We start from the raw sequence: 13,522 nt of genomic DNA, 5'->3' as shown, positions 1-13,522 counted from the left end.
GTGGGGGTGAACGCCAGTCAACGTGAGCAACCAGACCACAGGTGTGCCCGTTTGGCGGAACCAGCGGCTAACGTCCGGCTCAGAACCCCGAAGGGAGTCCCTGGATGACCGTGCGAACCCGCGCCGACCTCGTCGCCTTGCCCAGCTACGTGCCCGGCAGGACCGTTCCCGGCGCGATCAAGCTGGCCAGCAACGAGGTGTCGGCCGGACCGCTGCCCAGCGTGGTCCGGGCGATCGCGGACGCGGCCACCGCCGTGAACCGCTACCCCGACAACGGCGTCACCGACCTCGTGGCGCGCCTGGGCGACAAGCTCGACGTGCCCGTCGACCAGCTGGCCGTCGGCTGCGGCTCGGTGACCCTGTGCCAGCAGCTGGTGCAGGCCACCTGCACCGACGCGGACGAGGTGGTGTTCGCGTGGCGCTCGTTCGAGGCGTACCCGATCGTCACCGCCGTGGTCGGGGCCGCGCAGCACCGGGTGCCGCTGACCGCGGGCCACGGCCTGGACGTCGACGCGATGGCCGACGCGATCACCGACCGGACGCGGCTGGTGTTCCTGTGCAACCCCAACAACCCCACCGGCACCGCGCTCAAGGCCGACGAGGTGCGGCGGTTCGTCGACCGGGTGCCGTCGGACGTGCTGGTCGTCGTCGACGAGGCGTACCGGGAGTTCGTCGACGACCCCGAGGTGCCCGACGGCGTGGAGTTCGCCAAGGCCCAGTGGGCGGCGGGCCGGGACAACGTGGCCGTGCTGCGCACGTTCTCCAAGGCGTACGGGCTGGCCGGGCTGCGCGTCGGCTACGCGGCGGCCTCGCCGCAGGTGGCCGAGACGCTGCGCAAGGTCTCCGTGCCGTTCAGCGTGAACGCGCTGGCGCAGGTCGCGGCGCTGGCGTCGCTGGACGCCGAGGACGAGCTGCTGGAGCGCTGCCGCGGCGTGGTGGCCGAGCGGGCGCGGGTGCGGTCGGAGCTGCTGGCCGCCGGGTTCGAGGTGCCCGAGTCGCAGGCGAACTTCGTGTGGCTGCCGCTGGCCGGGCGGACCGGGGCGTTCAACGAGCACTGCCTGGCGCACAAGGTGGTCGTGCGGGCGTTCGACGGCGACGGCGCCCGGGTCACCATCGGCGAACCGGCCGAGAACGACGCGTTCCTGGCGGCGGCCCGCTCGTTCACCGGGTGAGCAGTTGGACGATGGCCACGACTCCCACCAGCACGATCACCGCGCGCAGCGCGGTCGGTGGGAGTCGGCGGCCGACCTTCGCGCCGATCTGGCCGCCCACCACCGAGCCCAGCGCCAGCAGCAGCACGGCGGGCCACGCCACGTCCGCGATGAAGATGAACAGCACGCCGGCGATGAGGTTCACCAGGCCGGTCAACAGGTTCTTCAGGGCGTTCATCCGCTGGATGTGCTCGTCCATCAGCACGCCCATCAGGCCCATCACCAGCACGCCCTGGGCCGCGCCGAAGTACCCGCCGTAGACGCCGGCGAAGAAGACGCCCAGCCACAGCGCGAGGCCGCCGTGCTCGTGGCGCTCGCGCTCGGCGAGCTTGCGGTTGAGCCACGGCTGGAAGACCACCAGCACCAGCGCGACCGCGATCAGCACCGGCACGATCGCGGAGAACGCGTCCTCGGGCAGCAGCACCAGCAGGACCGCGCCGAGCACGCCGCCGAGCAGCGAGGCGGGCAGCAGCCGCTTGATCCGGCGGCCCTGGCCGACCAGCTCGCGCCGGTAGCCGTACGCGCCGCTGAGCGAGCCGGGCACCAGGCCGAGGCAGTTGGAGACGTTGGCCACCACGGGCGGGTAGCCCACCGCGAGCAGCACCGGGAACGTCACCAGGGTGCCGGAGCCGACCACCGTGTTGATGCCGCCCGCGAACACCCCCGCGAGGACGACGAGGACCGCCTCCAGCGTCGTCACGGCCGATCCCCCCGTCGTCGCGGTTAGTCCGATCAGCGGACGTTAACACCGCGTCGGGCGGAGCGCGGTGTGGTCCTTCCTACACCGCGCCCCGCCCGAGGGGGTCGATCAGGCCGGGCGTCGGCCGCGCACGCGCGTGGCCACACCCGCCGCCAGCACCAGCAGGCCGAGCAGGCCGATGCCCAGCACGCTCGCGCCCGTCGAGGCCAGCACCTCGGCGCCGCCGGTCGGGCCGGGGGTCGGGCCGGGGCCCGGCGCGCCCAGCACGGCGGCCGGCTGCGCCGTCGTGGTGGTGGGAGCCGGGGTGGCCGGGGCCGTGGTGCCCTGGCCCGGGTCGGCCGGGTCCGACGGCTCGGTCGGCTCGGTCGGCTCGACCGGGCCCGGGTCCGCGACCTCCGGCCCCGGCTCGACGAAGACCAGGACCGGGTACCGCGCCCCGTGGACCGCCTCGAACGGCGGGCCCGAGCGGTTGACCACCAGCTTCCACGGGCCCACGACGACCGGCGTGTACGCGCCGACCGGCAGGTCCGGGAAGAGGAACGAGCCGTCCGCGCCCGTGGTGGTGCGGGCCACCGGCTTGCCGGTGGCCGGGTCGAGCAGCACCAGCGTCACGTTGGGCACGGCCACCTGCGGGTACCGGTTGGCCAGCTCGACGCGGCCGGTGGTGTCCCACTTGAGGCCGAGCACCTTCGCCCGGGCCCGGACGAACGGGCTGCCGCTCCAGACGCGGCCGGCGGTGACGTCCAGCGGGCCGAACTCGCAGTCCGCGGAGACCTGGCCGTAGTCGGCCGCCGGTTCGGGCATGTCCGAGGTGACGGTGCCGGTCCAGGTGGCGCCGGCCGCCAGCGGCAGGCCGTCGCCGTCCAGCGCGCCCCAGCCGGGGCCCGGGAAGATCCCGTGGGCCCAGCCGTAGCCGTTGCAGTACGCGTGGACGGCGATGTCCCGGCCGGTGTTGTTGGTCAGCTTCAGGTTCAGGCCCGGCCGGTCGGTCGGCAGGTACGACGCCTTGTCGAACGCCGCCTCGACCACCAGCGAGTCCTTGAACGACCGAATCATCGGGATTTCCAGGGTCGCCTCGGCGTCGGCCTCGACCCGGAGCTTGCCGTAGTGGTCGAACGCCTGCACCCAGTCGTCGTGGGACGCGGAGACCTCGTAGACGCCGGCCGGCAGGTCCTCGCCGCGGCCGCGGCCGGTCGCGTCGGTCCTGGTGCTGGTCGAGGTGTTCGGCACGCCGCCGTAGAAGCGGACGTCGGCGCCGGGCAGTTCCTCGCCGGCGTCGAGCACGCCGTTGCCGTTGGCGTCGGCGAAGGTCACGACCGCGATGTCGCCACGCCGGACGGTCACGTCCGCGGCCAGGTCGACCGGGTGGCCGTTCAGGCTGTAGTTGCCGTAGATGACGCCCTTGAGCCGGACCTTGTTGTCCAGGGGCAGCATGCTCGGCACCTTGCCGACCAGCTCGACCTCGTAGGACTCGCCCGGCCACAGGTCCAGCGCGGGTTGGCCGCTCCCGTACGGGTAGAGGCGACCCCACTGGACCATGTCGTAGCTCAGGACGCCGAGGTAGCTGCTCCAGTCGGGCTGGAAGTACACCCGGGTGCCCCAGCCGTTGCCCGAGTTGGTGACCTTGACCTTCACCCGCACCGGGTCGGAGACGTCGTAGGAGGTCTTGTCGAAGGCCACCTCCACGTCCACCTTCTGGACCGCCTGCGGGGTGGTGACCAGCGGGCCGGGCTCGACGACGAACTCCACGCGCGCGTCACCGCCTGCGGTGACGTCGACGGTGAACCAGCCGTTGCCGGTCGCGCGGTCCCGGTAGGCGCCGAGCACGAGGACGCGGTAGGTGCCCACCCGGAGCCGCCCGAAGGAGAACCGGCCGCCGTCGCGCGTCACGGCCGTCTCCGCGGCCAGCCCGGCGCGCGGGTCGATCACGGCGACACCGGTGTTGACCAGCGGCGCGGGCGCGCCGTTGCCGGAGTCGAGCAGCACGGTGCCCTCGACGGCGCCGTACAGGTCGTTCACCTTCGCGCTGTCCGACGAACCCGGGTAGCCGGCGATGCTGCGGCCCGCGTTGCCGAAGCTGCACGAGATGGAGACGGTGCCGGCCTCGACCGCGCTCGCCGGGACGGCCTCGGTCAGGGTGAACACCCTGGTCTCACCGGCGACCAGCGTGGTGCCCGGGCCGTCGGGGTCCAGCGGCGCCCAGTCGGGGCCGGTGGGGACGATCCGACCGGCGCTCGTGTCGCACACGCCGACCACGTTGGTCAGCGGTGCCGCCCCGGTGTTCTTGACGGTGACCTTCACCCCGACCGCGTCGGTGCTGACGTAGGAGTCGCGATCGAACTCGATCAGGGGCTCCAGCACCGGGTACACCGGGTCGACCACCGGCAGGTCGTGGGTGACGGACTCGCCCGCGCCCACGGTGAAGCTCGCGGCGGCGGGCGCCACGACCCACTGGTTCGGGTAGGTGTCGGCGTAGACCCGGTAGGTGCCGGGGGAGATGTAGCTGAAGGTGAACCGCCCGGTCGAGTCGGCGTAGGCACCCACTCCCGCGGACTCGTTGCCGCGGCGGGCGGTCACCGACCGGTTCGTCAGCGCCTCGCCGTTGTCGAACCGGCCGTTGCCGTTGGCGTCGCGGTAGAGGACGCCGGTCACGGTGCCCGGCTTCGGCAGGCGTGCCGTGGCGTAGGCGTAATTGTCGACGGGGGTCGGGTCGAGGCTCGGGGAGCGCTGCGGGCCGACGTCGACGCTCACGGACGTGGAGAGCAGGTCACTGCCGGCGTACTCCAGCCGGCCGGTCAGGTGGTAGGTCCGGCTCTCGCCCACTTCGAGGCTGGGGCCGGGTACGCGGGTCAGCTCCGCGCCGCTGAGCCCGTACGAGGTGAAGTTGTTGAGCTCGAAGCGGACGTCGTGCGCGGCGGCGTTGCCCTTGTTGCGCACGGTGACCGTCAGGCCGACGACCGAGTCCAGCGTGTACTCGGCGCGGTCGAAGGCCGCGGTGACGGCCAGGTCCGGGCGGTGGGTCGGCGGGAGCGCCCGCGTGCCCAGCGGCTCCTCGGCGGGCTTCCCGGCCTCCTCGGTCGGGGCCTGCTCGGGCGTGCCGGTCTCGGTCGGGGTTTCCGCCGGGGCCTCCGCCGGGGCCTGCGTCTCCGGCGGCGTGCCCGTCGGCGTTTCGGTCGGGGTCTCGGTCCCCGAAGGGGTTCCCGACGGCGTCGGCTCGTCCGACGGCGCCGGGGTGGTGGTCTCGGTCGGCGCGGTGGTCCCGGTGGTCTCGACCACCGGGGCCCCGGTCTCCTGGGCGTGCGCGACCGGGCCGCTCATCGCGACGGCCGCGGCCAACAGGCCCGCCGTGGCCGCGCGCAGGATTCGTCTCGCGCCGTTCGGGCGCGCGACAGCACTGCTGGACAAGTACGTCCCCCCACTGGATCAGGTCAGTGCCCGCGGCGGGAAGCCGACGTCCCCCGAAGTCGTCGCCGCGCAGGGCTGATGTGAACGAACTTCGGGAAGCTACCCCGCCACGGGGCCCGACCGGTAGGGGTTAACGCGGGCATCACGTCCACAAAGGAGATCCGGCACCCGGACGTGATGTCCCGCGGTTCAGCCGAGGTTGTTGGTGTCGAAGGTGTTGCAGCGCGCCGGGTCGCCGGACTCGTAGCCGGTGGAGTACCACTTCTGGCGCTGCGCCGACGAGCCGTGGGTGAACTGGGTCGTGTCGACCCGGCCGCCGCCCAGCTCGCTCTGGATGTAGTCGTCGCCGATGCGCGCCGCCGCGTCGAGCGCCGCGTTCACGTCGTCCCGCGTCACGCCGGTGATCAGCGGCTTGCCCGAGCCGGTGGGCACGGTCTGCGCGTGGTTGGCCCAGGCGCCCGCGTAGCAGTCGGCCTGCAGCTCCAGCCGCACCGAGCCGGAGGTGGGGCCCGACTCCTGGCCGACCCGGTCGGAGGTGCCGAGCAGGTTCTGGACGTGGTGGCCGTACTCGTGGGCCAGGATGTACGCCTCCACGAACGGGCCGCCGGTCGCGCCGAACTTCTGCTGCAGCTCCTGGTAGAAGGTCAGGTCGATGTAGACCTGCCCGTCGGCGGGGCAGTAGAAGGGGCCGACCGCCGAGGTGGCGTTGCCGCAGCGGGTCTGCACGCCGCCGGAGAAGAAGTTGGTCTTGGCCTGCTCGTAGGTGCGGCCCGAGCGGGCGAACTGGTCGCTCCAGAAGCCCTGGATCGAGTTGATGAACGCGACCGCCCGGCAGTCGGTCTCCCGGTTGGCGTCCGCGCCGGTCTTGCACTTCTCCGCGATGGCCTGGGAGTCGACCTGCTGGTCCCGGCCGACGTCGCCGAAGCCCGACCCGCCGGGCAGCTGGGCGCCGCCGCCGAGCTGGGAGAGCACGAAGTAGATGATCAGGCCGACGATGCCCAGCCCACCACCGCCGAGGGCGACCCGGCCCCCGACGCCCCGCTGGTCGCTGACCTGTGACGTGTCGAGCTCGGCGTCCTCGTTGAACTGCACCGCGTCCTCCAGGCAAGGGGGGCTCAAGGGCGCCCGCACGACAAAGCCCCGGGTGCGGAGCCCGACGTCGGGGCACCGCACCCGGGTTTTCCAGTTGTGGAGGTGACGAAACCGTTCACCACGGGGTCGGCGTGGACCTCGGTCGGTGCCGACTCCCGAGACGACACCCTGAGGCAACCGGGTCAACAGCGTCAAGCGCGTCGAGCTCACCAGTAGTGGTGCCACGCGCCCGAAACCCCGTGCTCACCGCTCACGGTCGCGATCGGGACGGTCCTGGCCGTGCCACCCGCGAGGTCGCGGTCGAACGCGGTCCATCACCCTTGGTTCTTGTCCGCACCGCACCACCTACCCCTTCCGGGCGTGCCCCGGCGGTTGGCTCGGGCTTTCCGCCGTCAGCAGGTCCTGCTTCGAGGATGCTCGTGATCGCCGCCCGTCGCAAGCCCCCGGCAACGCCCTGAACTGGTGAAATGCGATTACCGCCTGTCGCGGCAGGTGGATTTCCGCCCGTTGCGGCAGGTGGGGGGGCCGGTGCGCGCGCGTACCGGCCCCCCGTCCTCACGGCGTGGTGGTGATGCGCCCGAGCGCCGGCGGCGCGGTGTTCGGGTTCGCGGTCAGGTACGCCCCGAACGCGTCGAGGTCGATGCCGCCGCCGGTGATCTCCCCGCCGCCGGTGAAGGCGCCGAAGCCGTCACCGCCGCCCTGCAGGAAGCTGTTGATCGTGACCCGGTAGTTCGCGTTCGGGTCGATCGGGGTGCCGTCCAGGGCCATGGCCGACACCTTCGAGCCGATCGGCGCGGACGCCGACCAGGTGTAGGTGAAGCCCCGGGACGGCTGCAGGACGATCTGCCGCGGCTGGTTGTTGACGACCTGCCACTGCTGCTCCAGCGCCTGCTTGATCTGGGTGCCGGTGAGCGTGACCGTCTGGAGGATGTTGCCGAACGGCTGCACGGTGAACGCCTCGCCGTAGGTCACCACGCCGTCGCCCTCGCCCGCGGGCGAGGAGGCGTAGGTCAGGTCGGCGCGCACGCCGCCGGGGTTCATGAACGCGATGACCGCGCCGTTGCCCCGGGTGGCGTCGAGCTGGCCGTCGGCGATCAGGTTGCCCAGGGGCGACTCGCCGGCCGCGTTCTGCGCCCGCGGGATGTCCTGCGAGATGGTGCCGACGGCGCGGTTGGCGATCGGGCCGGACTTGGCCTTGGCCAGGTCGATGACCGACTGGACGGCCGGGTCCGGGGTGACGGTCTTGGTGACCACGTGGTTGCGGGCGACCGTGGCGCTCCGCACGACCTCGCGGGTGCGCTTGTCGATCTTCAGGTCGACCACGGACAGCTCGCGGCCGAACGCCAGGCCCTCGATGAACGGGCGCGGGTTGCCGGCCGGGTCGGTGACCGTGCAGTTGTAGTGCTGGTGGCTGTGGCCGGAGAAGACCGCGTCGATCTTCGGGCTGACCTGCTCGGCGATCCTGCGGCCGGGGCCGCCCGCGACGGTGCGGCAGTCGTCCGGGCCGCCGCCGCTGGTGTTGTCGCCCTGGTGGATCAGCAGCACGATCGACTTGACGCCCAGCCGGTTCAGCAGGTCCGCGTACCGGTTGGCCGCGGCGACCTCGTCGCCGAACTCCAGCTCCTTGATGCCGTTCGGGTCGACCAGGATCGGCACGTCCTTCAGCGGCATGCCGATGAAGCCGATCGGCACGCCGTCGCGGAACTCCACCCAGAACGGCGGCAGCGCGGGCCGGTCGTTCTTGGCGAGGGTGACGTTCGCGCCGAGGATCGGGAAGTCGGCGCCGTCGTAGCCCTCGCGGAACTGGCAGCCGTCGGTCGGGTGGCAGCCGCCGCGCTGCACGCGCAGCAGCTCCCGGTAGCCCTCGTCGAACTCGTGGTTGCCGGCCGCCGTGGTGTCCAGGCCGACCTGGTTGAGCACCTCGATCGTCGGCTCGTCGTGGAAGAGGGCGGACACGATCGGCGAGGCGCCGATCAGGTCGCCCTGGCCCACTACGATCGAGTTGCGCACCTGCGCCCGGAGCTGCTTGATGTGGGTGGCGTTGTACGCGGCGCCACCGGCCTCCACCTGCGTGCCGTCGGACAGCGTCACCCGGCCGGAGGAACCCGTGGGCGGCTCGATGTTGCCGTGCAGGTCGTTGATGCCGATCAACCGGACGTCCACCGTCCGTGACGGCTTGTTGTCGGCCTGTGCCGGGCTTTGCGCGACGGTGACCGCGAAGGCCGCGGCGGCGGTGACCGCGAGCGCCGCAGTCCGTCTGAGCGTGGTCATCTGGGGGTCCTCCCTGGCTGCGCCCCGGTAGGAGGGCGCACTACGGCGGAGGAGTTTGCCCCGCCGAGCTGAAGCGCACCAGACATGTGCGTGGATCGTCCGTTAACGGAGATGTGCGGGCATAGCCTGTGGAGGTGACTGAGCGGGAGCCGCGCTGGCTCGATGACGGGGAGATGCGCGCCTGGCGCAACTACGTGGTCGGGGCGTCGATGTTGGGGGACCGGTTGCACCGCGAGCTGCAGGAGCGGCACGGGGTGTCGTTGGCCGACTACGAGGTGCTGGTGCGCCTGTCCGAGCGCCGCGGGCGGCGGATGCGGATGTCGCAGCTGGCGGACGACGTGGCGTCGTCGAAGAGCAGGGTGTCGCACCAGGTGGCGCGGATGGAGCGCGAGGGGCTGCTGCGGCGGCGCGAGTGCCCGGAGGACGGGCGCGGGGTGTTCGCCGAGCTGACCGACAAGGGGATGGCGGTGCTGGAGGGTTCCGCGCCGACGCACGTCGAGGGGGTGCGGGAGCACATGATCGACCTGTTGTCGCGGGAGGAGCAGGAGGTGTTGGCGAAGGTGTTCGACCGGGTCATCGCGCACCTGCGCGGGGTGGACGGGTAGCCTGCTGCGGGCACACCGGGAAGCGTGGCAGAGCGGCCGAATGCACCCGCCTTGAAAGCGGGAGACGGGCAACCGTCCGGGGGTTCAAATCCCTCCGCTTCCGCAGGTCGGAGGGGGCACGGCTGGTCTGTGGGCGCCGGCCGCGCCCCCTTCGCGCGAGACGCGGGCCGGAATTGTCGTAGGCCGCTGGTACGTTCGCCGCGCGGGCCCGGGGACGGGCTCAGGTGGGGGGAACACCGGTGGCCGACGTGGCCCTGCGGCCGATCGACGACGCCGACCTCGACGCGCTGTTCGACCAGATGCGCGATCCCGAGTCGGTCCGGATGGCCGCCTTCACCGCCGCGGACCCCGACGACCGCGGGGCGTTCGACCGCCACATGGCGAAGTTGCGGGCCTCGCCCGACATCACCCTGCGCGCGGTGACCCACCAAGGGCGCCTGGTCGGCACCATCTCCAGTTTCGTCGTCGAGGGCGACACCGAGGTCACCTACTGGGTCGACCGCTCCGCCTGGGGGCGGGGCGTCGCGAGCGCGGCCCTCGGCCTCCTCCTCGACCTGGTCCCGGTCCGGCCCCTGTACGCCCGCGCGGCCAGTGACAACGCCGGGTCGCTCAGGGTCCTGCACAAGGCGGGCTTCGCGATCGTCGGCACGGAGGTCTCGTACGCGAACGCGCGCAACGCCGAGATCGAGGAAACCGTCCTGCGCCTCGGTTAGCCGCCCCCGAACGAAAAACGGGCGGCCCCTCGCGTGGAGGGGCCGCCCGGTCAGGCGGTTCGCCTGCGGCCCGCCACCAGCGCGCCGCACCCGGCGACCAGGGCCAGCACGCCCAGGCCGGTCAGCTCGCGCACGCTCGCGCCGGTCCGCGCCAGGGGCGTGGTGGTGTGGCTGCCCCCGCCCGAGGGGGCCGGTGCCGGCAGCTCCTCCTCCGGCACGTCCGGGCCCGGCACGAGGGCGATCCAGCGCTCGGCCTGGCAGTTCCCGCAGCTGCCGGCGAACAGGACCACTCCCCCGTCGCGGAACCGCCACGGGCCGTAGACGCGCACCTCGTACGGGCCGGCGGGCACGTCCTCGAAGAGCACGCGCCCCTCGGCGTCGCTGCGGGCCTTGGCCACCAGCACGCCGCTGATGGCGTCCTTCAGGCCGACCACCACGTCGGGCAGTTCCTCGCCGGCGTCGAACGCCTGGTCGCCGTCGCGGTCGTGATGCAGGGCGATGCGCACGTCCGCCGGCGGGGCGGGGACCCTGGCCACGGCCCTGGCCCCCGGGTGGTCCTCGGGCTCGTCCTCCGGGCCGAAGTCGCAGGCGTACGTCACCGCGCCGTACTGGGCGGTCTCGTCCGAGACGCCGCCGCTGAAGGCGAACGTGCGGGTCTGGCCCGCGGGCACCGTGACGCCCGCCGCGTCCGGGGCCAGCTCGCCCAGGTCGACGTCGCGCAGCTCGGGGCCCTCGCCGCCGCTGCGGTCGCAGTACGCCTTGAGGCCGGTCAGGTCCGCGGTGCCGGTGTTGGTCAGCGTCACCCGGACCTCGGCCCGGTCGCCCACCTGGTAGAGGTCCCCGGTGAACCGCATGGTCGCGGTCAGGTGGTCGGTCAGCGGTCGGTCGCCGCGCAGCACCAGGTCCGCCGCCGAGCCCCGGCCGTCGACCTCGACCTCCCGGTCCCGGGGCCGCACGACCCAGCCGTCCGGTGCGTTGGCGACCGAGAGCAGGTAGACCCGGGCGGGCAGGTCCGCGAACCGGAACCGGCCCTCGGCGTCGGTCTTCGCGGTCGGGGCCGGGTCCACGCCGCCCAGCCGCACGTCGACGCCGGCGAGCCCCTCGCCCGCGTCCGGCGCGCCGTTGCCGTTGCGGTCGCCGTAGACCAGGCCGGCCGCGTCGTCCGTGGTGGAGGTCGGGTCGACCAGCGGGATCGGCAGCTCGAAGACGTCGAGCGTGCGGCCGCCCGCCCGGAGGTCGAACCGGACCAGCGGGGCGGCGCCGCGCCACTGCCGGACCTGGCCGTGGACGGTGACGACCAGCTCGTACCCGGCGGGCACGACCATGCCCGGGCCCGGGCCGGCGGCCAGGTCGCCCCACTCGGCGGTCGGCACGTGGAAGGAGGAGCCGGTCCCGGCGCTGGACTGGCCCACCGTCACGGCCGGGGAGTCCGCGCCACCGGTGTTGGCGACGGTCACCCGCACCGGGATGGTCTGCCCCACCAGGAACGGGCCGGTGCCGACGGTGGCGGTGATGGCCAACTCCGCGGCCGGGACCACCACCGGGACGTCCGGTGGGCCGGCCTGCCGGGACCCGGCGGGGCGGGTCTCGACCGGTTGCGCCTCGGCGGGCGGGATATCGGCGGGCGGCTCGGCAGGTGACGGCTCGGCGGGCTGCGCTTCCGGCTGCGCTGCCACGGGCGGGGCGTCGGCCGCGCTCGTCGGCGCGGGCTCCGCGATCCCGGTGACCGGGGCGTCCGGCTCCCGGGCGTGCGCCGTGGCGGAGAAGGTCGCGGTGAGCGCGAAGGCCGCCGCCAAGGCCAAGGATCTGCGCGCGGCACGGCGCGCCAAGAGAGTCATCGTCAGGTCCCCCCTGAAGCGAATGGTGATCGCACGCTAACTGACCGCGACACCGGCTCCGGGGGAATTCACCTGAAACGATGCGATCTTGTCCGACCGACGCAGCGGCGGGGGTGCGACCGGTCCCGGCCGCACCCCCGCCGTTCAGCGGATCGTCACTGCGCCTCGGCGTGCGAGTGGTGCTCGGCCACGCGCACCGAGCGCTTCGCCGCGGACCGGGCGTCGGCCCGCTTCGCGCGCGGCGGGACGCCGTTGACCGACTCGGTGCTGATCGCGTACGACGCGGTCACCCAGGCCAGCGCGTCGGAGTTGACGTCCAGCGCCTTGCGGTCGATGTTGCCCAGGTTGTCGCCCGCCCCGTGGTAGTTCGGGTCGTACGCCTGCCCCGCCGTGCCGCCCCACTTGGCCGCCTGCGCCTCGGTCTTGACGCCCTCGGCACCGGTGAACAGGCCGCCGGCCGGGATGCCGTTGAGGATGAACTCGCCGTAGTCCGAGCGACCGGTGAAGTCGGTGCCCTCGGTCGGCACGCCCCTGGCGCCCTGGAGGTAGTCGACGAACGCCTGCTCGATCTGCGCCGAGCCGTACGGGCCCGCGCCCGCGCCGACCGCGTCGGAGTCGTCGCCGTCGTAGACGAAGTACGCCGCGTTCGGCGAGCCGATCATGTCGAAGTTCAGGTACAGCGCGATGTCGAGCTGCTGCTCGAACGTCAGGCCCTGCACGTACTTCTCCGAGCCGACCAGGCCCAGCTCCTCGGCGCCCCACCAGGCGAACCGCACCGCGTTGTTGACCTTCGGCGAGCCGCCGAGCTGCAGCGCGGTCTCCAGCAGGCCGGCCGAGCCGCTGCCGTTGTCGTTGATGCCCGCGCCGGCCTCGACGCTGTCGAGGTGGGAGCCCGCCATCACGACGTTGTCCTTGCGGCCCGTGCGGGTCTGCGCGATGACGTTGCGCGAGGGGCGCTCCTCGGTGTGGTAGCGCAGGTCGACCGTCACCGACTGGCCGGCGCGGGCGGCCAGCGCGGCGCCGTCCTCGGCGGTCACGCCGCCGGTCGGCACGACGCCCGGCTGGCCCAGGGTCACGCCCTCCAGCTTCGCGCCGGGGGTGTTGTTGTAGACGATCACGGCGATCGCGCCCGCGGCGGCGGCGTTGCGGTGCTTCTGGTCGAACGTGCACGCGCCGCGGCGGATCAGGGCGACCGCGCCGGTGAAGTCCTGGCCGGCGAAGTCGGACGCCTCGCAGCCCGGCGTGCCGTCCTCGGCCACCGCGCGCAGCGGCCCGGTGACGCCACCGACCGGGGTCTGCGGCGAGAACTCCATCGCGATGGCCTCGTAGGTGGTGCCGCCGACGGTCGCCGCGGCCGCGTCGGTGATCTGCACCGGGTAGTTGAACGTCGGCGTGGTGACGTCGAACCCGGCGGCGCGCAGCTTGCCGGCCACGTAGTCCACGCTCGCGTCGTAGCCCGGCGTGCCCGCCGCGCGCGTCCCGCCGTTGCGGTCGGCGATGCGCTGGAAGGCGATCAGGTGGCGGTTGACCCCTTCCAGGGTGACGTCCTTGGTGAGCTTCTTCGCCAACTGCGGTCCGTCGGGCGCGCTCGGCGCGGCGCCCACCGGCTGCGCGGCGACCAGTGCGAGGGAAGCGGACGCCGCGAGGATCGCCGCGCGTCGGATCCCGGTTCTAGCTGACATTCGAG

General features: G+C 73.1%; 9 protein-coding genes and 1 tRNA gene. 4 read left to right on the top strand and 6 right to left on the bottom strand.

Annotated elements, in window-relative coordinates; genetic code table 11:
• Positions 1-104: 104 nt before the first annotated feature.
• A complete protein-coding gene (gene hisC, locus EKG83_RS00820; RefSeq protein ID WP_033435088.1) occupies positions 105-1,172 on the top strand; it encodes a histidinol-phosphate transaminase in 1,068 nt (355 codons plus the stop codon).
• Here hisC and EKG83_RS00815 read toward each other — a convergent pair.
• The 4 genes from EKG83_RS00815 to EKG83_RS00800 form a co-directional block, all read right to left on the bottom strand.
• Entirely contained in the window at positions 1,162-1,911 is a 750-nt protein-coding gene (locus EKG83_RS00815; RefSeq protein ID WP_033435089.1) for a sulfite exporter TauE/SafE family protein, read from the bottom strand. The two genes, hisC and EKG83_RS00815, sit on opposite strands and share 11 nt — an antisense overlap.
• A gap of 108 nt (positions 1,912-2,019) precedes the next feature.
• Complete coding sequence (locus tag EKG83_RS00810; RefSeq protein WP_153277820.1) at positions 2,020-5,316, bottom strand: hypothetical protein; 3,297 nt, start codon at positions 5,314-5,316, stop codon at positions 2,020-2,022.
• Positions 5,317-5,505: 189 nt separating this feature from the next.
• The gene (gene ypfJ, locus EKG83_RS00805) at positions 5,506-6,408 is read right to left on the bottom strand and encodes a KPN_02809 family neutral zinc metallopeptidase (RefSeq protein ID WP_033435091.1); all 903 of its coding nucleotides are present in this window, start codon (positions 6,406-6,408) and stop codon (positions 5,506-5,508) included.
• Positions 6,409-6,963: 555 nt separating this feature from the next.
• Positions 6,964-8,679: a bifunctional metallophosphatase/5'-nucleotidase gene (locus tag EKG83_RS00800; RefSeq protein ID WP_033435092.1), complete on the bottom strand. Its 1,716-nt coding sequence runs from the start codon at positions 8,677-8,679 to the stop codon at positions 6,964-6,966.
• Positions 8,680-8,813: 134 nt separating this feature from the next.
• Between EKG83_RS00800 and EKG83_RS00795 the strand changes: the two genes are divergently transcribed.
• From EKG83_RS00795 to EKG83_RS00785, 3 genes are all read left to right on the top strand, one after another.
• Positions 8,814-9,284, top strand: coding sequence for a MarR family winged helix-turn-helix transcriptional regulator (locus EKG83_RS00795; RefSeq protein WP_033435137.1), 471 nt, complete (start codon positions 8,814-8,816; stop codon positions 9,282-9,284).
• Positions 9,285-9,302: 18 nt separating this feature from the next.
• Positions 9,303-9,387 (top strand) — tRNA-Ser (locus tag EKG83_RS00790).
• Between the two features lie 136 nt (positions 9,388-9,523).
• Positions 9,524-9,997, top strand: a complete 474-nt coding sequence (locus EKG83_RS00785) for a GNAT family N-acetyltransferase (protein WP_033435093.1) — start codon at positions 9,524-9,526, stop codon at positions 9,995-9,997.
• 50 nt (positions 9,998-10,047) lie between these two features.
• Here EKG83_RS00785 and EKG83_RS00780 read toward each other — a convergent pair whose 3' ends face one another.
• A complete protein-coding gene (locus EKG83_RS00780) occupies positions 10,048-11,835 on the bottom strand; it encodes an SdrD B-like domain-containing protein (RefSeq protein ID WP_157591557.1) in 1,788 nt (595 codons plus the stop codon).
• Between the two features lie 155 nt (positions 11,836-11,990).
• Positions 11,991-13,517, bottom strand: coding sequence for a M28 family metallopeptidase (locus EKG83_RS00775; protein ID WP_051766881.1), 1,527 nt, complete (start codon positions 13,515-13,517; stop codon positions 11,991-11,993).
• Positions 13,518-13,522 lie beyond the last annotated feature (5 nt).

Source organism: Saccharothrix syringae (assembly GCF_009498035.1).
Taxonomy (GTDB): domain Bacteria; phylum Actinomycetota; class Actinomycetes; order Mycobacteriales; family Pseudonocardiaceae; genus Actinosynnema; species Actinosynnema syringae.
This window is presented reverse-complemented; position numbering and strand designations above follow the sequence as displayed.

Bases quoted from the DNA above. Each gene is read 5' to 3' on its own strand.
- hisC (WP_033435088.1), top strand. From the start codon at position 105: ATGACCGTGCGAACCCGCGCCGACCTCGTCGCCTTGCCCAGCTACGTG.
- EKG83_RS00800 (WP_033435092.1), bottom strand. From the start codon at position 8,679: ATGACCACGCTCAGACGGACTGCGGCGCTCGCGGTCACCGCCGCCGCG.
- EKG83_RS00780 (WP_157591557.1), bottom strand. From the start codon at position 11,835: ATGACTCTCTTGGCGCGCCGTGCCGCGCGCAGATCCTTGGCCTTGGCG.
- EKG83_RS00775 (WP_051766881.1), bottom strand. From the start codon at position 13,517: ATGTCAGCTAGAACCGGGATCCGACGCGCGGCGATCCTCGCGGCGTCC.